This window comes from Janthinobacterium sp. Bl 1 (assembly GCF_058215535.1).
Genome location: NZ_CM177086.1, coordinates 924,429 through 947,376, shown reverse-complemented (window position 1 = coordinate 947,376; position 22,948 = coordinate 924,429). Strand labels below are relative to the sequence as shown.

Annotated in this window: 25 protein-coding genes; 4 read left to right on the top strand and 21 right to left on the bottom strand. The window is 65.0% G+C overall.

Annotation, left to right across the window (positions count from 1 at the left end; translation table 11 throughout):
• Positions 1 to 24 precede the first annotated feature (24 nt).
• Both AC4BCN_RS04310 and AC4BCN_RS04305 read right to left on the bottom strand, forming a co-directional pair.
• Entirely contained in the window at positions 25 to 786 is a 762-nt protein-coding gene (locus AC4BCN_RS04310) for a DUF3108 domain-containing protein (RefSeq protein ID WP_490492646.1), read from the bottom strand.
• On the bottom strand, positions 787 to 1,905 hold the full coding sequence (locus AC4BCN_RS04305) for a DUF3108 domain-containing protein (RefSeq protein ID WP_490492645.1): 1,119 nt from the start codon (positions 1,903 to 1,905) through the stop codon (positions 787 to 789).
• Between the two features lie 149 nt (positions 1,906 to 2,054).
• Between AC4BCN_RS04305 and AC4BCN_RS04300 the strand changes: the two genes are divergently transcribed.
• Positions 2,055 to 2,771 (top strand): PhaM family polyhydroxyalkanoate granule multifunctional regulatory protein, encoded by a 717-nt coding sequence (locus AC4BCN_RS04300; protein WP_490492644.1) that lies wholly within the window; start codon positions 2,055 to 2,057, stop codon positions 2,769 to 2,771.
• 21 nt (positions 2,772 to 2,792) lie between these two features.
• Here the strand turns inward: AC4BCN_RS04300 and AC4BCN_RS04295 are convergent, their stop codons facing one another.
• From AC4BCN_RS04295 to AC4BCN_RS04240, 12 genes are all read right to left on the bottom strand, one after another.
• On the bottom strand, positions 2,793 to 3,089 hold the full coding sequence (locus tag AC4BCN_RS04295) for a hypothetical protein (protein ID WP_223279079.1): 297 nt from the start codon (positions 3,087 to 3,089) through the stop codon (positions 2,793 to 2,795).
• On the bottom strand, positions 3,073 to 4,803 hold the full coding sequence (locus AC4BCN_RS04290) for a response regulator (protein ID WP_490492643.1): 1,731 nt from the start codon (positions 4,801 to 4,803) through the stop codon (positions 3,073 to 3,075). Before AC4BCN_RS04290 ends, AC4BCN_RS04295 begins: the two co-directional genes overlap by 17 nt.
• Before the next feature lie 11 nt (positions 4,804 to 4,814).
• Positions 4,815 to 5,534 (bottom strand): sensor histidine kinase, encoded by a 720-nt coding sequence (locus AC4BCN_RS04285; RefSeq protein ID WP_070305412.1) that lies wholly within the window; start codon positions 5,532 to 5,534, stop codon positions 4,815 to 4,817.
• 156 nt (positions 5,535 to 5,690) lie between these two features.
• The gene (locus AC4BCN_RS04280) at positions 5,691 to 7,466 is read right to left on the bottom strand and encodes a family 2A encapsulin nanocompartment cargo protein cysteine desulfurase (RefSeq protein ID WP_490492642.1); all 1,776 of its coding nucleotides are present in this window, start codon (positions 7,464 to 7,466) and stop codon (positions 5,691 to 5,693) included.
• Positions 7,441 to 8,370, bottom strand: a complete 930-nt coding sequence (locus AC4BCN_RS04275) for a family 2A encapsulin nanocompartment shell protein (RefSeq protein ID WP_128141157.1) — start codon at positions 8,368 to 8,370, stop codon at positions 7,441 to 7,443. The genes AC4BCN_RS04280 and AC4BCN_RS04275 overlap by 26 nt, the downstream gene beginning before the upstream one ends.
• Positions 8,371 to 8,487: 117 nt before the next feature.
• Positions 8,488 to 8,712 carry a helix-turn-helix domain-containing protein gene (locus AC4BCN_RS04270; protein WP_034784364.1) on the bottom strand — a complete coding sequence of 75 codons (225 nt, stop codon included), beginning with the start codon at positions 8,710 to 8,712 and terminating at the stop codon, positions 8,488 to 8,490.
• A 7-nt stretch (positions 8,713 to 8,719) separates the two neighbouring features.
• The gene (epsC, locus tag AC4BCN_RS04265) at positions 8,720 to 9,706 is read right to left on the bottom strand and encodes a serine O-acetyltransferase EpsC (protein ID WP_490492641.1); all 987 of its coding nucleotides are present in this window, start codon (positions 9,704 to 9,706) and stop codon (positions 8,720 to 8,722) included.
• Between the two features lie 19 nt (positions 9,707 to 9,725).
• Entirely contained in the window at positions 9,726 to 10,223 is a 498-nt protein-coding gene (locus tag AC4BCN_RS04260) for a rhodanese-like domain-containing protein (protein ID WP_490492640.1), read from the bottom strand.
• Positions 10,224 to 10,420: 197 nt separating this feature from the next.
• Positions 10,421 to 12,052 carry an FAD-dependent 5-carboxymethylaminomethyl-2-thiouridine(34) oxidoreductase MnmC1 gene (gene mnmC1 / locus AC4BCN_RS04255; protein ID WP_490492639.1) on the bottom strand — a complete coding sequence of 544 codons (1,632 nt, stop codon included), beginning with the start codon at positions 12,050 to 12,052 and terminating at the stop codon, positions 10,421 to 10,423.
• Positions 12,052 to 12,615: a DNA-3-methyladenine glycosylase I gene (locus AC4BCN_RS04250; RefSeq protein WP_490492638.1), complete on the bottom strand. Its 564-nt coding sequence runs from the start codon at positions 12,613 to 12,615 to the stop codon at positions 12,052 to 12,054. Before AC4BCN_RS04250 ends, mnmC1 begins: the two co-directional genes overlap by 1 nt.
• A 38-nt stretch (positions 12,616 to 12,653) precedes the next feature.
• Complete coding sequence (gene pdxR / locus AC4BCN_RS04245) at positions 12,654 to 13,796, bottom strand: MocR-like pyridoxine biosynthesis transcription factor PdxR (protein WP_490492637.1); 1,143 nt, start codon at positions 13,794 to 13,796, stop codon at positions 12,654 to 12,656.
• Between the two features lie 48 nt (positions 13,797 to 13,844).
• Positions 13,845 to 14,138 carry a GntR family transcriptional regulator gene (locus AC4BCN_RS04240; protein WP_490492636.1) on the bottom strand — a complete coding sequence of 98 codons (294 nt, stop codon included), beginning with the start codon at positions 14,136 to 14,138 and terminating at the stop codon, positions 13,845 to 13,847.
• 106 nt (positions 14,139 to 14,244) lie between these two features.
• Between AC4BCN_RS04240 and AC4BCN_RS04235 the strand changes: the two genes are divergently transcribed.
• Together AC4BCN_RS04235 and AC4BCN_RS04230 are read left to right on the top strand one after the other, a co-directional pair.
• Positions 14,245 to 14,706 (top strand): OsmC family protein, encoded by a 462-nt coding sequence (locus AC4BCN_RS04235; RefSeq protein ID WP_456148380.1) that lies wholly within the window; start codon positions 14,245 to 14,247, stop codon positions 14,704 to 14,706.
• Positions 14,707 to 15,360 (top strand): FMN-binding negative transcriptional regulator, encoded by a 654-nt coding sequence (locus AC4BCN_RS04230; protein WP_490492635.1) that lies wholly within the window; start codon positions 14,707 to 14,709, stop codon positions 15,358 to 15,360. It begins immediately after the preceding gene.
• 39 nt (positions 15,361 to 15,399) lie between these two features.
• Here AC4BCN_RS04230 and AC4BCN_RS04225 read toward each other — a convergent pair whose 3' ends face one another.
• The 3 genes from AC4BCN_RS04225 to AC4BCN_RS04215 all read right to left on the bottom strand — a co-directional run bounded on the left by AC4BCN_RS04225 (position 15,400) and on the right by AC4BCN_RS04215 (position 17,687).
• A complete protein-coding gene (locus tag AC4BCN_RS04225; RefSeq protein ID WP_490492634.1) occupies positions 15,400 to 16,440 on the bottom strand; it encodes an AEC family transporter in 1,041 nt (346 codons plus the stop codon).
• Between the two features lie 94 nt (positions 16,441 to 16,534).
• A complete protein-coding gene (locus AC4BCN_RS04220) occupies positions 16,535 to 16,972 on the bottom strand; it encodes a CHRD domain-containing protein (RefSeq protein WP_139092181.1) in 438 nt (145 codons plus the stop codon).
• A gap of 157 nt (positions 16,973 to 17,129) precedes the next feature.
• Positions 17,130 to 17,687, bottom strand: a complete 558-nt coding sequence (locus AC4BCN_RS04215) for a winged helix-turn-helix transcriptional regulator (RefSeq protein WP_034753667.1) — start codon at positions 17,685 to 17,687, stop codon at positions 17,130 to 17,132.
• Positions 17,688 to 17,940: 253 nt separating this feature from the next.
• Here AC4BCN_RS04215 and AC4BCN_RS04210 point away from each other — a divergent pair, with 253 nt between their 5' ends.
• Positions 17,941 to 18,177: a hypothetical protein gene (locus tag AC4BCN_RS04210; protein WP_490492633.1), complete on the top strand. Its 237-nt coding sequence runs from the start codon at positions 17,941 to 17,943 to the stop codon at positions 18,175 to 18,177.
• Here the strand turns inward: AC4BCN_RS04210 and AC4BCN_RS04205 are convergent.
• Genes AC4BCN_RS04205 through AC4BCN_RS04190 form a run of 4 tightly spaced genes read right to left on the bottom strand, consistent with a single transcriptional unit; the run spans position 18,174 to position 22,847 of the window.
• Complete coding sequence (locus AC4BCN_RS04205; RefSeq protein ID WP_490492632.1) at positions 18,174 to 19,181, bottom strand: Csu type fimbrial protein; 1,008 nt, start codon at positions 19,179 to 19,181, stop codon at positions 18,174 to 18,176. The two genes, AC4BCN_RS04210 and AC4BCN_RS04205, sit on opposite strands and share 4 nt — an antisense overlap.
• On the bottom strand, positions 19,181 to 21,529 hold the full coding sequence (locus AC4BCN_RS04200; RefSeq protein ID WP_490492630.1) for a fimbria/pilus outer membrane usher protein: 2,349 nt from the start codon (positions 21,527 to 21,529) through the stop codon (positions 19,181 to 19,183). The genes AC4BCN_RS04205 and AC4BCN_RS04200 overlap by 1 nt, the downstream gene beginning before the upstream one ends.
• A 46-nt stretch (positions 21,530 to 21,575) precedes the next feature.
• Complete coding sequence (locus AC4BCN_RS04195) at positions 21,576 to 22,304, bottom strand: fimbrial biogenesis chaperone (RefSeq protein ID WP_223279080.1); 729 nt, start codon at positions 22,302 to 22,304, stop codon at positions 21,576 to 21,578.
• Between the two features lie 12 nt (positions 22,305 to 22,316).
• Entirely contained in the window at positions 22,317 to 22,847 is a 531-nt protein-coding gene (locus AC4BCN_RS04190) for a Csu type fimbrial protein (protein WP_490492629.1), read from the bottom strand.
• Between the last annotated feature and the right edge of the window lie 101 nt (positions 22,848 to 22,948).

Below are 22,948 nucleotides of genomic sequence, written 5' to 3'. Positions count from 1 at the left end.
TGACCCCACAACAACAGCAAGCACTTACTTCTGCACGACCTTTTGCAAGGTTTGCTCCACGTAATCACCGTCTTCATCGGCGAACGTCACCTTCACGGGATACCATTCCAGCGACGGCGCCAGCCACAGGTCCACTTGCTGGCCTTTCTTGTCCGGCGGCGGCGCCTTGGTCAGGTGCACGGCCTCCACCAGACCCTGGCCTGTGGCGACGGTCTCCTGCTTGACGACCTTGAAGGTCCATGGCTCGGCGTCGCGGCGGCCGGCAACGAAAAAGCTCCATTCCGAACCGGGCGTAAATTTCTCGGGCGTGGCGCGCGCGATGCTGACCAGTTGCCAGACGGTGCTGTTGCGGTCCTGCTCGCCGCCTTTCAGCGGATAGCTGTCATCGCCTTCGCTGAAGACGATGGTCTTGCTGTCGCGCTTGAAGGTGGTCGTGGCCGCTTCCTTCCGGAAACGTTTTTCCACGAACTGGGCCGGTGCCAGGCCGAAATCGTCGATCGCGCCTTCGCTGCGCTGCTCGAGGATCTTGCCGAACAGGGCGGCCTTGGTTTCAGCCAGCAGCGAGTACTTGCCATCGCCGGCGCGCCAGTTGCTGACCGATTCGCCGGACAGCGCAATGCCGCGCTGCCTGGCCTTGATCGAATACACAAGGTCGGCCGACGGCGCCAGCTTGTACGGGCGCTTGATGACGGGGTGGTCCACGGGCTCGTCGGCCATGGCGGGAGCCAGGGTGGCGGCCAGCAGACTGGCGATCAGAAGGCGTTTCAAATTATGCAAAGTAGTCATCTATTTTCCTGTAGCGTCATTGACGCGAATTTGGGTCACGGTTTGCGTGGTCAGCGCCCCGTTTGCTTCGGTATTGCGTATTTGTACCGGATACCATTGCATGGACGGCGCCAGCCAGATATCGAGCTGCGACGAATACGTGCCGGGCTTCGGTGGCCGGCGCAAATGCCAGGTCACCAGGCGGCCCATCTTGGTCTCCAGTTCTTCCTCGCCCACCAGCTGGAAACGGAAGACGGTCGCTTCCTTTTCCTCGCCGACGAGGATATCGATATTGCCCGCCAGCTGGTTGACGTCCGCGCGGCCGATGGCGGCCAGCTGGAATGGCACGGTGGCCTTGTCTTGCGTCCCCTCCTGCCATGGCACCGTGGCCGTCGTGGCAGAAAACGTGATGGCCTTGGCGTCGCGGTTGAAATGCGTGGCCGTTTGCGCGCGGCCCTTGCGTTTTTCCGTGGCCGTGACGGGCACGATGCTGCCGTCATCGATCAGGCCCTCGCTGGTCAGCACCAGCAGATTGATGCGCGTGATCAGCATGCTCAAGCCCACTTCCAGTTTCAGCTGGTACGTGTCGCCGCGGTTGTCCCACGCCATGGCGGCCACGCCCTGCCACTTGGTGCCGTCCGCATCGCGCCGGTCCACGTGCAGGTCGAACTGGGCCGAGGCAGGCGCATTCGTCTTGTAGCGCCGCGCCTGCTCGACGGGCGGCGGCGGCGCGCTGGCCGGCACGGGCGCGGCCGCCACAGCCGGTGCCGGCGCCGTGATGGCCGGCGCGCTAGCCACGGCGGCGGCTGGCGTGGCAGGTCCTTCCGGCACGTCGCTGGCCGGCGCAGTCAACTGCGGCGCTTCGCTCGACGGCAGTTCCGTCGGCGGCGGCGGTGGCGGCAAGCGGGGCTCGGGCAAGGGCTGCAGCTTCGGCGGCGGCGGAGGCGGCGCCACCGGCACGGGTTTGGGTGGCTCGGCGATCAGCGCCATGCTGACCACCTGCGCATGATCCTGCCCCAGCGGCACCATGCTGGCACGCGAGGTGAGCCATTCCAGCGCCACGTAGTGCAATGCGCCGATGATCGCAACAAAAATGACGGTGCGGCGGCGCGGTGGTGAAAAGAAGGAGTCAGGCATCATAGGCCGTAGTGTACCGCCTTCGCCCCACTTCCTGCTTCTTGCCCGTGCTCAACTCCTACTGTTTTATGTAAGAAAATGTTGGCGGCTTTGCGTCAGTAGCAAGCTGATATCTGCTACGCTAGGCACATCCACCTACCAGGAGATTTCGCATGGCAAACCCGCAAATGCCCCAAATGCCGGGCGCAGCAGTTGTGACCGACACCCTCGACTTCGTCAAGAACCTGTGGGGCAGCATGAGCGTGCCCGGCATGGGCGTGCCCGGCATCACGGCGCCCACCATGTCGGTGGAAGAGCTGGACAAGAAAATCAATGACTTGAAAGCCGTCGAAGCCTGGCTGAACCTCAATACCAGCATGCTGCGCGGCAGTATCCAGGCACTGGAAGTGCAGCGCGGCACCATCGCCACCCTGAAATCGATGGGTGCTTCCCTGGCGGCGGCCATCACCCAGCCCGGCGCCAGCGAGAAATCCGTGTTTGAATCCGTGCCCTACGCTTCCGCGTTTTTCCAGCAAGCCGCACCCGCAGCTGCAGCGCCTGAACCGAAACCGGCGCCTGCACCCGCACCCGCGCCGGAACCAGCCGCAGCAGCGCCCAACGATGCCGGCAGCCAGGCGGCAGCCCAGCTGGCCAATCCAAGTGCCTGGTGGAATTTGTTACAAGATCAGTTCAAGCAGGCCGTGTCGACAGCGATGTCGCCCGATGCTGCCAGTTTTGGCGCTGGAGCGGCTGGAGCGGCGGCCAAGCCGGCGGCCGGAAAATCCGCCAAGCCGGCAGAAGCAGGCACGGCAGCCAAGGCCAAGGCCCCGCTGCGCAAGGCGCCGGCAAAGCGCGCGGCACCCAAGTCGAAAGCACCAGGCAAGGCCTGATGTTTCAAGCTGGCGATATGATCAGGCGATACGATGAATGCGGATCGCCTCGATCTGATTGTCGGCTTGGCGTTTTACGTCACCGATCGTGATCAGGCCTTCGTCGGCCAGCGCCTTGGCGTGCTCGTACGAAGACTGGAATGTTTCCAGCGTGTCTCCCTTGGCGGCGACCGGGCGTACCCAGGCAACGGCGCCGACTTTCATTTTTTTGTATACTTCATTGACCACATCACGCATAGTTTCTTCCTTATTGTTGTAGAGCAACTCAAGCGCAGGCGAACCCACGCTGGCCCCTAGTTTATCATCCGGCACGCTCACGCACGACTTTTCCCCCTTTTTCCGGCGCCGGTGGCGCTTTTTCCGGCACCACGACGGCCTCTTCCGGCCCGGGCGGCGGCGTCAGCTGCACCAGTTGCTCCATCAATTGCGCGAAGCGCTGCTGGCCTGGTGCAATTTTGTCCACATACAACAACACTTCCATGGCTTCGGCCGCCAATTCCGCCTGGTAGCCGCGCTGCTCCAGGAACGAGACGATGATTTGCGCGGAATTGAACAGGATGCGCAGGTTGTTCGGCAGCTTTTCGCGCGCCGTACGCATCCAGGCAACGGCTTCGTTGAGCTTGTCCGTCTTCCACAACAGCACGCCCTTGTTCATCAAGTCCGACGCTTCCTTGCGCGAGGCGATGATCAGGCTCGTGCCCTCGTCGCCCATCTTCGCCTTGTCGAAAATCTTTTGCACCTCGTCCTGCACCACCTGGTTGTCGTGGTTGTTCTTCACCACGTAACACAGCAGCCCTGCCGGCGCATCCTTGACGCCGACGGCGAACAGCAGGGTCGCCAGTTCCATGCAGATGCTTTTCTCGGGCCGCGCCGGGTCTTCGGCCAGCATGGCTTCCAGTTCGTCGCCGCACTTGCGCGCGCGCCGGTAGTCGCCCGTTTCGTGGTGCACCATGCCTTCCGTGATCTTCGCGCGCAGCCCGATCTGCTCGGGCGAGAACTCGCGCTGCGCCAGCAGCAGCCACTGCAGCGCCTCCTTGGCATCCTTCTTCAAGCCGCACACGCGCGCCAGACCCAGGTAGGCATCCGGCGTCTTCATGACGGAAAACTCGCCGATAGAGATGCATTTGCGAAACGCCTTTTCCGCCATGCTGACATTGCAGACTTTCAGGGCCGCCAGTCCCAGATTGCGCTGGCGCGGCACGGAATTGGGCGACAGGCGCGCCGCCTTTTCCAGCACGCCGCACGCTTCCTCGTGCTGGCCCATCAGCTGGTAGGCGACGGCCATCTGGTCGTAGGCGTCGATGTAGTACTTGTTTTCGACGATCACGCCCTGGAATATCTGCCGCGCCGCCTCGTGCTCGCCGTTGTTCATGCGGATCTTGCCCAGGCCCGCCTTGGCCCAGCTGTAATCGCGGTCGGCCAGCACTTTTTCGTACACGGCGCGGGCCTTTTCCGGCTCGCCGCTTTTCAGCAGCAACTGCGCCTTCATGCGCAGCAATTCCAGCTCGTGCAGCTTGTTGAGCTCGATCTGCGCGTCGCACAATTTGGCCGCACGCAAATAATCCTTTTCCATGCAGGCCTGGTCGATTTCGCGGAACACCTGCTTCTTGTGCCACACTCGGTTCAAGCGCGTCAGCAGCACGCCTTCCGTGATCGGCTTGATCAGATACGCGTCGGGCTGGTGCTCGGCCGCGCCCATCACGGACTCCACGCTTTTCTCGGCCGACACCATCAGCCACACGCTGGACGGCGCCGTCAGGTTGCGCACGCGCGTCTCTTCCAGCACTTGCTGGCCGTTCTTGCCTTCGCCCAGGTTGTAATCGCACAGCACCACGTCGTAGCGCGTCTTGGCCAGCAGCTTCATGGCTTCGCCGCCGCTGGCCGCCTGGTCGATATGGCGCGCGCCCAGATTGCGCAACGATTCGCGCAGCAGGATGCGGATGCCGATGAAATCGTCGACCAGCAGATAATGTTTGTCGGCCCAGTCGGTGCTGCCCGCTTCGGCGGCCGTGGCGTGGCTGTCTGTCGTCATGGAGTCCTCGTTCAGGGCAGGCGCAGGATGAAACAGCCGCCACCCAGGGCGCCGCCGTTTTCCAGGGCGATGCTGCCGCTGCTGCCCCGGTGCTTGTGCATTTTTGCCACTTCGCTGGAAAAATACAGGCCCAGGCCCGTGCTGTTGGTGGAAAAATTCACGCCGGCCGCCATGCCATCCATGGCCGCGCTGCCCGCGTCGAGCAAGGCCTGCGTATAGCCGTCGCCATTGTCTTCCACGCGCAGCTCGAGCATGCCGCCGTGCTCCCGCACGGACAGGCGGATCGTGTCCTTCGTGTAGCGGATGGCGTTGTTGATCGCATGCGCGAGCACGCCGATGACCAGGTCTTCATCGAGGGTCCAGATCAGCTCTGGCGGGCAGGCCGTCTCCAGGGCGATGCCTTTCGAGGCCAGCAGGATCTTTTCCTGGTCCACCACCTGGTCGACCACCTGGCTCACCAGCTGCGGCTGCACGTCGAACGGGTAGCCGGGCTTGCCCACTTCCTTGTACAGGGCCAGCAGCTGGATCAGGTTATCGTTGAGACGCTTGGTCTGGTACAGCATCTGCGCCATCTGCAGGTAGGCAGGGTCGGCCTGGGGGGCTGTTTTCGCCTGCTCGGCCGCCAGCAGCGACTCCAGAGTGCCGCTGACCACGCTGATCGAGTTTTTCATGTCGTGCACGGTCGACGCCAGGAACAGGAAAAGCTCGGGCGAGCTGTGTTGATCTTCCACCGGATATCTCCTTGGGCCGCAGCTTCAATATTGCCAAGGATAAATTATACCGCCAGCCTGCAAGCGCCAGCCAGCCGCGCGCAAAGTCCGTGACATGACGCAACAATGCCGCCCTCGCTTGCGCAGGGGCGGCATCAGGCTGACAAACAGGCAAGATCAGCGGCGCGCACCCGCCAGGCGCTTGACCACGGTGATCATGCGGTCGATTTCCTCATACGTGTTGTAGAAGGCGAACGATGGCCGCACGGTCGCTTCCACGCCGAAGCGGCGCAGGATCGGCTGGGCGCAATGGTGGCCGGAGCGCACGGCGATGCCCTCGTCGTTCAGCGCGCGCCCCACTTCCGCCGGCTCGTAACCGGCCAGCACGAACGAGGCCACGCTCGCCTTCTCGAACGCCGTGCCGATCAGGCGCACGCCGGGAATGGACTGCAGCTGGTGCGTCGCGTATTCCAGCAGCGCGTGCTCGTAGGCAGCGATGTTTTCCAGGCCGATGCGTTGCACGTAGTCGATGGCCGCGCCCAGGCCCACGGCATCGGCGATATTGCCCGTGCCCGCCTCGAAACGATTCGGCACGCCCTGGTAGACGGTGCGCTCGAACGTGACGTCGGCGATCATGTTGCCGCCGCCCTGCCATGGCGGCAATTGCTCGAGCAAGTCCGCCTTGCCATACACGGCGCCGATGCCCGTCGGACCAAATACCTTGTGGCCCGAGAAGACATAGAAATCGGCGCCCAGCGCCTGCACGTCCACGCGCAAATGCGACACGGCTTGCGCCCCGTCGACCAGCACGCGCACGCCGGCCGCATGCGCCAGCGCGATGATCTGCGCCACGGGCGTCACGGTGCCCAATGCATTCGACACCTGCGTCACGGACACGAGCCTGGTGCGGCCGTTGAGCAGCTTGCGGAATTCATCGAGGATGATCTGCCCGCTGTCGTCGACGGGAATCACGCGCAGGGTTGCGCCCTTCTCCGCCGCCAGCTGCTGCCACGGCACGATGTTGGCGTGGTGCTCGAGCTGCGAGACGATGATCTCGTCGCCGCTGCCGATGTATTTGCGCCCGAACGTATTGGCGACCAGGTTGATGCCCTCGGTGGCGCCCCGCACGAAGATGATTTCATTGGGCGAAGCCGCACCAAGGAAATTGGCTACCTTGGCGCGTGCCGCTTCATATGCGTCGCTGGCGCGCGCCGCCAATGCGTGCGCGGCGCGGTGAATGTTCGAGTTCTCGTGCGCATAAAAATACGACACGCGGTCGATCACCGACTGCGGCTTGTGCGTGGTGGCCGCATTGTCGAACCAGGCCAGCGGCTTGCCGTTGACCCGCTCGGCCAGCACGGGAAAATCGCGCCGCACGGCATGCACGTCGAACGGCGCCGGCGTCTGGTGCTGGCCCGGCTTCGTCGCCGAGGGCAGCTCGGTCTGGAAATAGAACACGGGCTGGCTGTTCGCCGGCGATACGGGCAGCTGGCGCGCGGGTGCCTGCTGCGGCGCGGCCTGTCCCAAACCCTGCTGCGCCAGGCCATCGAGCTTGCCGTCCGATGCCGGATAGCCATGCGCGCCACCGACAAAATAGTAGGGCGACGGCGCGCCAAGGGCGGACGCACGCGGCGTGGGAATCGATGCGGGCGCCGGCGCAATCGGTGCCTCCAGCGGCGCCGTCACGGGCGGCACTTGCGCCGTCGCCACGCCAGGGGCGATGGCGGCGAAGGAAGGGCCGGGCTGCGGCGGCGGACGGTTCGCGTAGCGGGGCGCCGCATCGAGCACACTGCCGGAACCGCCAAGGCTGGGCGACTTGTCCAACGCGGGGGCCAACCCCGGCAGGCGGGCAAAGAATTCACCGGCCAGGCGGTTCAGGGTCGCTTCGTCGGGCAAGAACGGGACGGCAGGCAAGCCCGCCGCGCCATCACTTGTAGGTGTCTGGGTAGTCATGGTATTTACCGATCTCCACGTCTTCCAGTACGGCCAGCGCATCGTCGGTCAGCACGGCCAGCGAGCAATACAGCGAAATCAGATAGGACGAAATCGCGTGGCGGTTGATGCCCATGAAACGCACGGACAGGCCCGGGCTTTGCTCGCCCGCCAGGCCAGGCTGGAACAGGCCGATCACGCCCTGGCGCTGTTCGCCCGCGCGCAGCAAAATGATCTTCGTCTTGCCGTCTTCGATCGGCAGTTTGTCCGATGGCACCAGCGGCACGCCGCGCCACGTGAGGAACTGGGAACCGAACAGGCTGACCGTCGGCGGCGGCACGCCGCGGCGCGTGCATTCGCGGCCAAAGGCGGCAATGGCCAGCGGGTGGGCGAGGAAGAAGCCCGGCTCCTTCCACACTTTCGTCAGCAGTTCGTCGAGGTCGTCCGGCGTGGGCGCGCCCGTCAGGGTAAAGATGCGCTGGTCGTCATGCACGCTGGCCAGCAGGCCGTAATCGGGATTGTTGATCAATTCGCTTTCCTGGCGTTCCTTGATCGTCTCGATGGTCAGGCGCAGCTGCTCCTTGATCTGGTCGTGCGGGCTGCTGTACAGGTCCGACACGCGCGTGTGCACGTCGAGCACCGTGCTGACGGCATTGAGAAAATATTCGCGCGGCTGGTCGTCGTAGTCGACGAAGGTTTGCGGCAGTTCCGACTCGTCGCGCTGCGAGCAGGCCACGCGCACGTCCTTCGGGTTTTTTACGCGATTGAGGCGGTAGATACCCGCTTCCACAGGCAGCCATTGCAGCAAATGCACGAGCCAGCGCGGCGTGATCGTGGATAACTGGGGGACGCTCTTGCTTGCATTGGCCAGCTGGCGCGCGGCGTTATCGCCCAGCGCGAACTGGTTCTCTGTTGCTACTGTCATGACTACTCCTGATGAGAAAAGTGAATATGCTTATCTGAAAAACGAATAAAGTATCGGACGTCTCTCTCTTTCTCTCAACATGCTATCGCCACCAACGCGGCACTTAATCCAACCGCTTTAGTCCACCAACTCCGGCTCGCAGCGCGCCATCAAACCCGCCAGGCCGATACCCAGCGCGCCGGCCAGCTTTTCCACCGTCAGCAGCGACGGCGTGGCGGCGCCCCGCTCGATTTCGCCGATGAACGAACGGTTCAAGTCGGCCGCTTCGGCCAGGCGCTCCTGCGACCAGCCATGCCCTTCGCGCAACTGGCGCACGGCCAGTCCAAACTGTTTGATCAACATGCTGTCCTCATGGGTGGTGGGCAAAGGCGGGGTGGGATGGCGCCGGCGGCTCCGGTGCCTCCTGCTGGTTGTGCGCTTGCGTGACATGGCTGCCGGGCGCCACGCTGCGGGTCAGCCAGACATTGCCGCCGATGACGGAGCCCTGGCCGATGGTCACCCGTCCCAGGATCGTCGCACCCGCATAAATGACCACGTCGTCCTGCACGATCGGGTGGCGCGCCAGTCCCTTTTTCAGCACGCCGTCGGCGCCGGCGGGAAAGCGCTTGGCGCCCAGGGTGACGGCTTGATAAATGCGCACCCGCTCGCCGATGATGGCCGTCTCGCCGATCACCACGCCCGTGCCATGGTCGATGAAAAAACTGCTGCCAATGATGGCGCCCGGGTGGATGTCGATGCCCGTCTGCGAATGGGCCACTTCGGCGATGATGCGTGCCACCAGCGGCGCGCCGAGCGCATACAAGGTGTGCGCCAGGCGGTAATGGATGATGGCCAGGATGCCCGGATAGCACAGCAGCACTTCATCGACGCTGTGCGCGGCCGGGTCGCCATGGAAGGCGGCCGCCACGTCCGTGTCGAGCTGGGTGCGGATGCGTGGCAGCGCGCGGGCGAAGCGCTGCACGATGGCCAGCGCCTGCTGTTCGATGGACACCGTCTGCTGCAAGCCGTGCTGGCGCGCGTGGTAACTGAGTTCGCGCCGCACCTGTTCGTGCAAGCCCGTGAGGGTCGTGTCGAGCGTGTGGCCGACGAAGAAATCCTCGCTCTCCTGCTGCAGGTCGAAGGGCCCGAGGCGCATGGGGAACAGGGCCGCGCACAGGGCTTTGATGATGTCGTGCAAATGCTGGCGCGACGGGAATTCGCGCGCGCCGCACTCCTGATTGCTGGCCAGCCCTTCGCGCCACTGCTCGCGCACGGCGCGCAATTCATCGACGATCTGGCGCAGTTCCCATTGCGGCTGTGCGGCAAGGGAGGCCGGGGGAATGGCTCGCTGGTTCATGGTGGTCCCGGGAAGAAAATTAATCTTGCAGCCAGGGCAGCGCATGCCAGCGCCAGCCACCGCTGTGGCCGCGCTGCTGCTGTTCGTCGAGGTCGCCCTCGAAGCCTTGCGCGATATTGTAGACGTGCGTGAAACCGGCCTTGGCGGCAGCTTCGGCGGCCGCGGCCGAGCGCTTGCCGCTGTGGCACAGCAGCACCACGACGCCATCCTTGCCGCCCACCTTCGCTTCCAGTTCGCGCGTAAAGCGGGGATTGCGGTTCATGGCCGTGCCGGTCGCCCACGCCACGTGCAGCGAGGCAGGCACGTAGCCGACGAAAGTGCGTTCTTCATGCGTGCGCACGTCGACCAGCACGGCTTTGCCGGCCTGCACCAGCTGCCACGCATCCTGCGCGCTGACGATGCCCGCATACGGCAAGCCTTGCGCCTGCGCCTGGGTGCGCGCCAGATTGAGCACTTCGTCAAACGCCGCCTCGCCATGCGCGGCGCGGGGATCGAAAATCAGTTCTGCAGCAGCCATCTTTCCACCTCTTTCTTCCGTCGTCAAAAACCAGCACGAGTCCACTGTAGCGAACTTATGTTGTTCGGAAAACAAATTAAAAAGAGTTTGGAAAGCTGAAAAACGTATATGGAGATATGGCAGCGTAAAGCCGGGGTCAGACCCGCCGGGTCTGACCCCAGAACTTGTTTTGGGGGTGAATTATAAAAAGACCAGAATCAATATGCTCTACGGCGCTCTCGTAATAAAAATCGCGCAGGATCCAAGGCAGCGGCCAATTGACTCTCCAGCGGCAGCGGCTCCCCCTCCAGCTGGCACGCCAGCAGCTCGGCCGCCAGCGGCGCCCAGATCAGGCCGCGCGAGGCGTAGCCGAGCAAGCCAAATAGGCCGGGCCAGCGCGGCACGTCGCGCAAGCGCTCGCAGCGGCCCGGTACGCCGGGGTCGGGCAAGGCGCCCGCTAGCGGCAGGCGGTCCGGTGCCATGCAGCGAAAGCCCGTGCGGCCCGCCAGCGGCGCGGCGAACGGGGCCACGCCCAGGATATCGGCGATCTTCGCGATATTGTCTTCCTGGCTCGATGGGCGCAAGCTGGTGTCCGCGTCCGCATCGTAACTGGCGCCCACGCACACGATGCCCTGATGCGCCGGCGTCATGTAGGCTTCGCGGCAGACGACGAAGGGCAACGATGGCAAGCTGCCTTCGTCCAGGTGCGTGACCTGGCCGCGCACGGCGTCCAGCGGCAGGCCGGCCGCCTGCTCGAAATCGATGGCACCCGTGCCCGCCGCCAGGATGACGTTGGGTGCGGCAGCGATCAGGGTGCCGTCCGCATCGCGCACCAGCCATTCCTGGTCGCCACGCTCCAGGCGCAGGGCGCTGCTGGAAAAGTGCCGTGTGAGCAAGCCGCCGCAGGCGTCGAGCATGGCGGCACAGACGGAGGACGGGCGCGCCCAGCCGCCCTGCTCGAACCACCAGGCGCCATCGGGCGCCGGCGCGCCCAGCATGGCGGTCGCCTCGGGCGCTTCCAGCCAGCGAGCGAATTCGCGCGGATACAGGCCACTGGCGGCGATCTGCCGCTGCACCTGCGCATGCGCGCCGTCGCGAGCCAGTTGCAGCACGCCGCATTGGGCGCCGTCAAAAGCGGCACCGATACCGCCCAGGTCTTTCCAGCGGTTCAGCGAATACAGGTAGGCGGCGCGCACGAGGCGCGTGGCGATATTGTCGTCCTTCGACATCAGGGGCATGAAGATGCCGGCCAGGTTGCCCGAGGCTTCGCTGGCCGGCTGCGCGTGGCGTTCGACCAGGGTCACCTTCCAGCCGCGCGCGGCCAACCGCTCGCAGGCGGCCGCACCGGCCACGCCCGCGCCGATGACGATGGCGCGCCGCTCGGGACCACCGACGCTCACGGATTCTCCGCGCCGCGCATAAAACATGGCGCGCAGCCGGCTCTCGTCGAAGACAAAACCATGCTTTTGCAGGGCCATGCGCTGCGCCTCGTCCAGGTGCACGGCTTGCAGGCGGGCGCCATCGGCCATCAGGCGCGCCAGCACCGGCGTGGCTGGCGGCACCCAGGCCAGGTGCACTTCATCGACGCGCGCCGACAGTTGCGCCAGGCAGGCATCGGCCTCGCCGATCAGCACATCGAGCGTGACGAGGCCATCGTGCGACACCATGCGGTGCAGGCCCGGCACGCAGGGCGGCCATTGCGCACGCCACTGCTCGGGCAAGTGGCGCGCGTCGACGGGACGCGGCGCCAGCGCGATGTAATGCAGGCGGCGCCCGCCATGCGCCGCACAGACGGCGCTCAAGCGCGCGCCGTCGAAATCCGTGTCGAGCAGGACGAGCGCGCGGTGCATCAGCGCCCCGCGCGGCAAAAGCAGGTGGGCGCATGGTCATTGACCATGCCGATGCCCTGCATGTAGGCGTAGATGATGGTCGAGCCGACGAACTTGAAGCCCAGCTTGAGCAAGTCTTTCGACAGTTGGTCGGACAGGGCCGTCTTGGCGGGGAATTCACCCGGCTGCCAGCTGTTGACGATGGGCTGGCCATCGACATACGCCCACAAAAAACTGTCCAGGGTCTGCCCTTGTGCGCGCAGGCGCAAATAGGCTTGCGCATTCGTGATGGCGGCCGCCACCTTCAGGCGGTTGCGCACGATGCCGGGGTCCGCCAGCAGCTGCGCCACCTTGTCCGGCCCATACGCGGCGATCTTGTCCGCGTCCCAGTCATCGAACGCGGCGCGGTAGGTGTCGCGCTTGTTGAGGATGGTTTCCCAGCTCAGGCCAGCCTGCGCGCCTTCCAGGTTCAGCATCTCGAACAGCCGTCGCTCGTCGTGGCAGGGCACGCCCCACTCCGTATCGTGGTAGTCGAGATAGCGGGGATTGGCCGGGTTGGCCCAGGCGCAGCGGATGGTGGTCATGGTCGTGTTCTTCATGTGCAGGCAAGTGCCAGTATAGTTTATCGGCCGCGCAGGATGCGTCCCAGTTCCTGCACGCCGTGCTGTATCTCGGTGGGGGGGATGGCCGCAAAGCCCAGCAGCAGCCCGGGCGGCGTGGCACACTCCAGCCCTGCCGCCGGATCGGCATAGTGGTTCAACGGACGCAATTCGATGCCCCGTGCCAGGCCCGCGCGCGAGACCGTTTCTTCATCGTGGCCGGCGCGAAAATACGCGCACAGTTCCAGGCCGCTGTCGGCCGGGCCGCACGCGAGCTGGTCGCCCAGTTCGCGCGCGATGCCGCGCACCAGCAAGTCGCGCCGTTCGGCATTGCTGTCGCGCGTGCGGCGGATATGCCGGCCAAAGTGGCCCTCGGCGATAAAGTCGGCCAGCGCCATCTGCGGCACAATGGCCGTGTGCCGGTCCATCACGGCCTTGGCTTGCACCAGCGCCTCGGCCAGCGCGGGCGGCGCCACCATGTAGCCGAGGCGCAGGCCAGGGAACAGCACTTTCGACAGGGTGCCGACATACACCACGCAGCCGGCCCGGTCCAGGCTTTGCAGCGAAGCCAATGGCGCGCCCGCGTAGCGGTATTCGCTGTCGTAATCGTCTTCCACCAGCCACGCCTTGTGCTGTGCGGCCCAGGCCAGCAAGGCCAGGCGGCGGGGTAAACTCATGCTCACGCCCAGCGGCATCTGGTGCGACGGCGTCACGTACGCCAGCTTCGCCTGCGGACAGTGCGCAACGCCATACGCCACGTCCAGCCCCTGCGCATCGACGGGGATGGGAAACACGCGCGCGCCGGCCGCGCGCAGCGGGCCGCTGGCGCCCCGGTAGCCGGGCGATTCCATCCAGACCGGGTCGCCGGGCGCCAGCAAAATGGTCGACAGCAGGAACAGCGCCTGCTGCGAACCGGACGTAATGACGATCTGCTGCGGCGTGCACTGGACACCGCGCGACGCCTTCAAATACACGCACAGCAGTTCGCGCAGCGGCAGGTAGCCGGCCGGATCGCTGTAGCCGAAATGGTGGTCGGGCCTGCGCCAGCGCCGCGCTTCCAGGCGGTTCCACACGTCGAACGGGAAATGGTCGATGCGCGGCATGCCGACGCGGAAGGCCCGCAGCGGACCACGGTGGAACGCCACCTGGCGCATGGCCGTCACCACGCCCTGGCCGCGCGCCGACAGGGGGCGCAGCAGGCCAGGCGCTGGCGGCTAGGTGACAGGCGCCGGCAGCGGAACGTCGACGCTGACAAAAGTACCGCGCCCCACGGCGCCATCGAGATAGCCTTCGGCCGTCAGAAGCGCATACGCATTGAGCACCGTCTGGCGCGACACGGCCAGCAGGCGGCAAAAGTCGCGCGTGGGCGGCAGCTGCATGCCGGGATTCATGCGGCCATCGAGGATGGCGGCCTTGATGGCCGCATACAGCTGGCGAAACAGCGGCTCGCTGGCGCCGCGCTGCAGCGGCAAGGTGGCGATGATCTGGTGCAGATGGGAAGCTGGCATGGTGGCACTCTTGAATTGGTAGCCTCAAGATAGCATTTATTGGCTGTTTTAAATAGCCAAGACTGGCGCTAAGATGGCGCATCCCCTCTACTCTTGCGGAGCACCCATGCATCAGTTTTTCGCCACCGTGGCCTGGCAGCGCGACGGCCAGGATTTCGCCGGCCAGCGCTACAGCCGCGGCCATGAATGGCAGTTCGACGGCGGCCTGACGGTAGCTGCCTCGTCGTCGCCCCTGTCCGTGCCGCTGCCCATGTCGGTGGCGGCAAATATCGACCCTGAAGAAGCGCTGGTGGCGGCCACGTCGAGCTGCCACATGCTGTTCTTCCTGTCGCTGGCAGCGCAGCGCGGCTACGTCATCGACGACTACCGCGACGACGCCACCGGCGAGCTGGGGAAAAATGCGGCAGGCCGCCTGGCCATGACGCGCATCGTGCTGCGTCCGCGCATCGCGTTTGCGGGAACGCCGCCCTCGCCCGAGGCGCTGGCCGCCCTGCACCACGACGCGCACGAACGCTGCTATATCGCCAATTCGCTGACGGCCGACGTGGTCGTGGAAGGAGCCGATTAAATGTACTCGCCCGCCAGCTTTCGCGAAGAACGCCTCGAGGTGCTGCATGGCTTGATCGACGCGCATCCGCTGGGCGCGCTGGTGCGCCACGATGCCGATGGCTTGTGCGCCGACCACCTGCCGTTCGAGATCGCCGCGCCCACGCTTGACGCCCCATTCGGCACCCTGCGCGCCCACGTGGCGCGTGCCAATCCGCTGTGGCGCGCCGCCGGCGGGAGCGATGATGCACTGGTGATTTTCCAGGGCCCGCACGCCTACATCACGCCCGCCTGGTATGCGGAAAAGCAGCGCAGCGGCAAGGAGGTGCCGACCTTCAATTACGCGGTCGTGCACGCCCACGGTCCCCTGCGCGCCATCGACGATGCGGCGTGGCTGCTGGGATTGGTGGAGCGGCTGACGGCGCGCCACGAGGCGGGGCTAGCCGCGCCATGGCGGGTGAGCGATGCGCCGGCCGGCTATATCGAGAAACTCTTGAAAGCCATCGTCGGCATCGAAATCCCCCTCACGCGCATCACGGGCAAATGGAAGCTGGGGCAGAACCGCAGCATGCAGGACCAGGCCACCATGGCGCGCGAACTGGCCGCCGGCACCCAGCCCGGCGCGGCGCAGGCACTCGGTGCGCTGATCGCCGCCAACGTCACGCCAGCCAGCTGACGGCCGCCGAAAACGTCAGGAACGACAGCGCCGTCGACACTAAAATGATGCGGGCGATGCGCGCAGTCGATTTGCTCTCGACGAAGCGCTCGGACAGCAGCGAGGCACGTTGCGGCGCCGGGAACGKCACGCCAGCCAGCTGACGGCCGCCGAAAACGTCAGGAACGACAGCGCCGTCGACACTAAAATGATGCGGGCGATGCGCGCAGTATTTGCCCCGAAGCGCTCGGACAGCAGCGAGACGTTGCTGGCGCTGGGCAGGCACGCCACCAGCACCATGCAGGTCAGCGCGAACGGATCGAGCGGCGCGCCCAGCGCGATGGCCGCGTGGCCAATGCCCCACACCAGCAGCGGATGCAGCAGCAGTTTTTTCAGCGCCACGGGCACATACTCGCCCAGCGGCGCCGGGTCGGCCGTGCTCATTTGCGAACGGGCCAGCACGGCGCCGATGGTAAACAGGGCAACCGGCGAGGCGGCATCGGCCAGCAGGCCCACCGTCTGCATCAATGGCTTGGGCAAGGCCAGCTCCAGCCACGACGACATGGCGCCCAGCACGATCGCCCACGGCATCGGGTTGCCCAGCATGCCTTTCATGGCGTTGGCGACGGCGGCGCGGCTGCCGTGCGCGCCGCCGCTGCCGATACGCGACAGGGCGATGCACAGCGAGCTGGTAATGAGCATGTCGACGATGATGGTGACGATGACGGGGCCGGACGAGCGGGGTCCGAGCAGGGTCAATAGCAGGGGTACGCCCATGAAGCCCGTATTCGGGAAGGCCGCCACCAGCGCGCCAAAGGCGGCGTTATTCCAGTCGATGCGGTGGCTCAGGGTCATCGCCGTCGTGACGCCTACCATGATCAGCGCGCACAGCAGATACACGCCGAACACGCTGGCGTCGAGCAGCTGCGCGATGGGCGTGGCGGCGCCGAAGCGGTACAGCATGCACGGCAGCGCGAAGTACAGGACAAAACTGTTCAAGCCGCCGATGGCGGCCAGCGGCAGCAGCGTGCGCCGCACGGCCAGGTAGCCGCACAGTACCAGGGCGAAGAAGGGAAAGGTGATGGCGAGGATGGTCAGCATGAAGCGCCATTGTAGCGCGCTGCTGCGGCTGGCCGCCGGGCGCAAAAAAAGGCCGCTCGCGCGGCCCAAGGAGGTTTCGGGAAAGCGGCGGCGGCTAGGGCTTGAGCTGGGCGCGGATCTCGCCGGCCGGGTAGGCGGCGCTGTGCACGTTCACGTACAGCTTGCCGGCCTGGTAGCTCGCATACTGGGGCGGCGTCAGCATGGCGCCGGCCGGTACGGCAAACAGGCCTTCGGCCGTTTTCATCAGGGGCATGATGACGGGGCCGTTGGCGCCGGCCGGCGCTTCATGGATATGCGCGACGGTGGCCACCATGCCCGTGTAGCGCACGCCGCCGCTGACGCTGCGGTCGTGGGCGACGCGAAGCGTGCTGCTGCCGCTGGCCGTGCTCGTATTGGCCGGCACTTCCTGCGCGCCCGTCAAGGTGACGTCATGGCCGCCCGGCTGATGCGGGCCATGGGAACAGGCGCCCAGCAGGGCGGCCAGCGCCAGCACGGTGGCGGCGCGGCGAGCGTGTTGTGGCAATGTAGTCATCGCAGTACTCCTTCAACGGACATCGGGTCACGGATGGCGCCTCGCCCTGCACAGCCGGGCCTGCGCCGCACTTGCATTGCATAGTGCGACGGTAGCGCCATGCCGTGCAGTCCGTCTTGCTTTGCGCCAAACTCGGCGCACCTCCGCCAGCGCGTCTTCAGGCCAGATGCCCTTCCGCCACCCAGCCGCGGTTGGCGGCCGGCGCCTTCGGCTTGGGCGCGATGCCGCTGCTTTTTTCCGCGTCGAGGATGATGCTGCGCATGCTGTCGCTGGCGGCAGGTCCTGGCGCGAACGCGTAATACTCGTCATTGATAGGCAAGCCCGTCGTGGCGTCGACCAGCACCGGATCGGCGGCCAGGCCCGTATCGCGGCTGGCGATGACGAGGCTGGCGCCTTCGGGCGCAAAGTTTTCATTGCCCCAGGCGATAAACGCCAGCAAGACGGGCTTGAAGGCGCGCCCGGACTTGGTCAGCACATAGTCGTAGCGGGGCGGCTTGGCGCAATACAGGCGGCGCGTCATCAAACCGCCCTCCACCAGGTCGGCCAGGCGGCGCGTCAGGATGGTCGGGGCGATCTTGAGGCTTTTTTCAAATTCGTCGAAGCGCGTCTTGCCATAAAACGCTTCGCGCAGGATGAGGATGCTCCACCATTCGCCCACCTTGCCCAGGCTGCGCGCAATCGGGCAAGGCAAATTATTAAAGTTGGTATGTTTCATGGCCATCTCCTCACATTGATTCAACACAACAATCGAAAAAAATTTCAGTTGCAACACGGAAACTTAGTTACTATCATTTTGAAAGTGAGGTGCTTGCCCCTGCGGCGGGCTGAAAATACACGAAAACTCACACTTTCCTTGTTCAAGTACAATCATGGTTGGTTCTGCTCTCCCAATCCCGGTGCGAAAAACGGTGCCAGCCACGCCTTCCGGCGCTGCTGCCCACGCCCGTTTTTCACTCGATGCGTTCACGATGACCCCTTTGAAGCTTGCCGTACTGACTGCCCTGCTCGCCCTGTCCCTTTGCCAGACCACCACCGCCGGTACCACCTCTTCCGCAACGCTGCAGGCCACCTTCGTCGTGCAGGAAGCGTGCACCATCGTCTCGCAGCGCAACATCACCCAGGTACGCTGCCAGCACAACACGCCTTATCTGCTGCACCAGCAGGCGACGCCATCGGGCGCCGGCCTCGTTACCGTCACGTTCTAAAAATAAATCGTTGCCGTCACCGTGTCCTTGTAGTCGCCGGGGCGCGGCGACACCTGCGCCGGCACGCGGCCGTAAATCGTCAACGGCACGCTGGCGCCCGTGCCCGTCCCCGTCACCATGCTCGTGCCTGCCGTGCCATCGCCCCAGGGCGCACCATCGAGCGTGGATGACAGCAGGTAACTGACCTTGTCCGTCGTTAAGAGGTTTTTCATTTGCCGGTTGGCCACATTGGCCGCCACGCTGCCGCCGTTCAGGGCAATCTGGTAGGCGTTGTTATTCACGCAGCGCACGGACAAGGTGCTGGTGCTGCGCAAGTTGCCCGTCAAGATGGAGGCGTTGGCAAATGCCATCGGGCTGGCGGCGATGGTGCAGTCGTTGACGGCTGTGGCACTTACCGTGAAACCGAAGCTGCCGCTGGTGGCCGAGCACCCCTGCAGGTTGACGAGGCCATACGTCGTGTACGTGTAGGTGCCCACGCCGGCAAAGCTCGACGCATAGACGGTATTGGCGTTGGCGACCGTGGGCACGGCGGCCAGGGCCGTACCGGCAGGGATCTTCGCGTACACGGTAAAGGTGGTGGAATACGTGCCGGGCGGGGCCAGCAAGCCGGCCGACAGGGTCATGCCGAAGGTCGATGGTGCGCCCGTCACGCCGGCGCCGCCCCAGATCTTCGCCGTCGCATATGAACTGTCCACGTACACGTTGTACTCCATGCGGTTGCTTCCATTGCCCAGCTTGCGCGGCAGGGCCGAGGTGGAATTCGTGCCCAGCCCCAGCGAGATGCACACTTGCGCATTGGGCGTAAGTAACTGTCCCAGGTTCAGCGACGAAAACAGGCAGCTGAAGGTACCCGTGGCCTGCGCCACGTAATCGGTGCCGGAAATCGGGCTGACGGAGCCGAAATTGATATTCGTCATGCTGACCGTGCAGGTATCGGCCGCCTGCGCCACACTACTCCAGGCGCAGCCCAGCAGCAAGGTCAGCCATGGCAGCAGACGGCGCATCAGCGGCCTCCCCCGGCGGCCGCGCAGCGCAATGGCCCGATCACGGGCAAGCCGCCTGCGGCCGGACGCACATACGCAAAGCCGACCGTGCACGCGCTGTCCTCCTCGCCGACTTGCAACTGATTCTGTTCGCGCAGCTCGTCGACGAAAATGATGCCGTCAAATCCCACGACCGTCTGCCTGCCGCTTTGCACATGCAGCACGGGCATGCCCGTGGCCAGCGGCTTGCCATCGGCGCCCTGCACGATGACGGTGGCGGCGCTGTAGCGTTCGACGGGAAACGCCGCCAGCACGCCGGCCAGCTGCTGCGGCACGACCGTCATATTGGTCACGGGCACGCGCGCGTCGACGTCGAGCTCATCCGTGGCGATGCTGATCTGGTTATTGCCATAGGGATTCAAATTCGGCACCAGCAGATAGCCGCTCCTGCCCGTCACGCCGATCTGGCGATTTTCATGCAGCACAGGAATATTGCCCACGCCGCCAGTGGAGACCAGCGCAAAACCGTTGCCCACCTGGCGCGCCGTCTCGACATGGCCATCCATCAGCACCAGCGCGCCAGCCGCGCCCAACGAGGAGGCATTGCCCATGCTGCTGCTTTGCGTGCGCGCACTCACGCGCCCGTCGTTGCCCAGGTATTCCACTTGCGCCTGCCGGTAGGTATTGCCGCCCACCGTGCCAGCTTGCAAGTTCCAGCCGAAGCCGCCGCCAAAGTCCGCCGCGCGCTGCGCGCTGACGCTGCGGCCGCTCTCGCCGTTTTGCCGGCTGGCGCTCGTGCTGATGGACAGATTGTTGTCGAAAGCCATGCTCAGGCCGACATAAAATCCCCGCTTCTCGCGTTGCCGCAAATCCTGGAACAGACTGGCGTTCAGGAACAGGCCGTGAAACAGGGTGGCCGAATAGCCCACGGTGGCCAGCTTCGATGGCGGTGCGCCCGGTGTGCGGTAGCTGATATAGCTGCTGCTGATGCTGCTACCCGCCGGCAAAGGCAGGCTGACGGTAAAGCGGTCCGCCGCGCGCACCACGGGGCTGCCGTCGCGCGAGGCCAGGTCGCCAAAGCCGGCGCTCGCGCGCACGCTTTGCACGTCGACACTGAAGCGCGGCCCCATGTACTGGTAGCCGGCGCCCAGCTGCGCGCCACGGCTATGGCCGGCGCTGGCCGACAACGATCCGCTGAGCACGCCCGCCTGGCCCAGCCGCACCAGAGCGCCCGCCCCCGCCTGATACAGGCCGGCAGCCAGTTCCGCATGTCCTTCGATGGTGAAGCTGTCGCTGACGCCATGGCGGACGGAAGCGCTGGCAACGAGCTGCCGCTCATAGCCGAACAGGCGGCGGCCATAGTCGCGCCGCACGGCGCCCGCCTCGACCGAATAATCGCTCAAGCCGGCAGCCAGCATGCGCGTATCGACATACAGGGGCAGCACGGTCGTCACGCTGCGCCCCAGGGCATCGCGCGTGATGATGGTAGCTTGCCCGGCGCCATTGATGCCGGCCACCTGGTTCAGCACGAACGGACCGCTGGGCACGCTGGCAGCATATTGCTGCACGCCATTGACGTACAGGCTCAGCGATGAGGGCACGAGCGCCGTGCCATCGACGGAGGCGACGGGAAAGGTCAGCAGGTCGGGGCGCAGCTGGAAATTCTTGCGCCACTGCAGACCACCGACGCGCACGGCGCGGCTCCAGCTGAGCGAAGACGAAATCAGGTCGCCCACTTGCCACGTCTGCAGGGTCTCGGGGTCGGCATGGCTCCAGAACGTGTCAAAACGCATGTATTTGCGCTGCTCCGACCCCAGGTTCAAAGTGCCGGTGTTGCTGAACACGCCGCTGTCATTGAAATAGCGCAAGTCGTTGAAGATGGCGGCGCGCCGCGTCCGGCCCAGTTCCGCATAGGCTTCGTAATTGAGGACGGCGCCGGGCGTGACGCGCGACGGCGGCGTCTGCGGGGCCAGGCGCGCGTTGATGCGGTACGGCGAGCGCAAGTCGTCCGCCACCTGCAGCGACACGCTCTGGCGCGCCGCATCATAGTCATAGCTGAGTCCGGGAATCGCATCGAGCGCCACTTCGGTCTGACCGGGTGCGAGCAGGCGCGCCGGGTCCAGCCCCAGCTGCTGCAAGTTCGCCACACTGCTGCGCAAGCCTTTGCCCACCTGGGTAAAGCGCAAGATCAGCCCGGTTGATTCAGCATTCACAGTCACCTCCAGATACAGTTCATTCGGCGCCATCGGATCGCTCGGCAAGCTGGCCGGTCCCGGATCCGCACCCGTCTCGGCGGCCGATCCATCGGCCTTGGCCACCGGTGCCATGGCCAGCAACAGCAACAGCAAGGATGCCAGTGCGCGTCTCATGGTTTAACCCGGTTCGCGGCAAGCCCGCCCGCCATGGCGGCCCGGTTCAAGGTGTCGAATTCGTGGCAACGAGCGCCTTTGCGTTCACGTTTGCCGCAATACTCAACGGTCCATCCAGTTCGGCCTCCCTGGCGACGGGCAGGCGCCAGACGCGCATGCGTGCCGCCAGGACATAGCCAAACAGGCCCTTGCTGATGACAAACTCCTTGCCCGCCTGGTTCGTCAGCGTCATCGCACCGATCTGCGCATGGAAGTTGCCGCTGTTTTTGACACGCAACATCCACTCGCCCCGCTCGCGAAACACTTGCCAGTCGAGTATTTCCTTGCCCGGCGCACCGGCCGGCAGCACGAACACGGGCACCGAGTAGCGCAGGCGGATATCGATGCCGCTGCGGCCCGCCCCATCTTCGCGGCTGACTTCATCGATGAGCACGCGATACGTCTTTTCCTGCGCCACGGGGCCAGCCTGGGCACGCACGAGGCGGATGGTCTGCCGGCTGTTGGCGGCGATTTCCACGATCGGCGGACTGGCCACCAGTTCCTGCGTCGGCGCCAGGGTTTCCTCGCCATCGCGCTGCTCCCAGGCGAACACCCGCACCTGTCCGTAGATGGGCTGGTCGCCGAGGTTTTGCAAATTGATGCCCGCTGCATTCTGTGGCGCGCGCAAATTGAGCGTCACCGGCGAAATCTGCAGATTGGCGCCCTGAACGCCAGCGGCGCAGCAGGCCAGCAGCGCCAGCACGCTTTTCATCAGGGAAACAGCAGCGGCCTTCACGCAGCGCCTGGCTTAAAAGTAAACGGTGGCCGTGATGGTCGACTTGTAGGTATCGGGCGCCGGTGTCGCCTGCGGCGGAATATTGCCGTACACCGTGATCGGCTGCGATGAGCCGTTGCCGGTGCCGCCGACGGTATTCGTGCCTTGGGTATCGCCCCACAAGGTGCTGCCGGCCGTCTGGTACAGATTGAATTGCACCGTCCCCAGATTGCCGCCCGTGCCGCTCATATAACGCGTGGTGCCGCTCGAGCCGCTGCCCGAGCCGGCCGTCAAGCCCACGTTATACAGCGTGGTATTGGTGCAGGTGACGTTCACGGTCGTATTGACGTTCACGGCAGTAGCCAGTACACCCTGACTTTGGCCAAAGTCGAGATTGGCCGCCGCGATGGTGCAATTGGCGATGATTTTCAGGGTGACGTCAAAGGTGGTGGTGGCGCTGCCATTCAAATACACGGCGGCGTCGGCGCCACGCGGCAGGAGCGCCGTGGCGGCAACAGCCACGCTGGCGGCAACGACAAGGCGGGGAAAAATCACTCGCAACATGATACCTCCTGATGATGGAACATCATTAATGAGCCCACCAATATGAAGGGCATCGAGGATAGTCACGGTATTGCCGGCGTTTTCTCGGGCACGCAAACCAG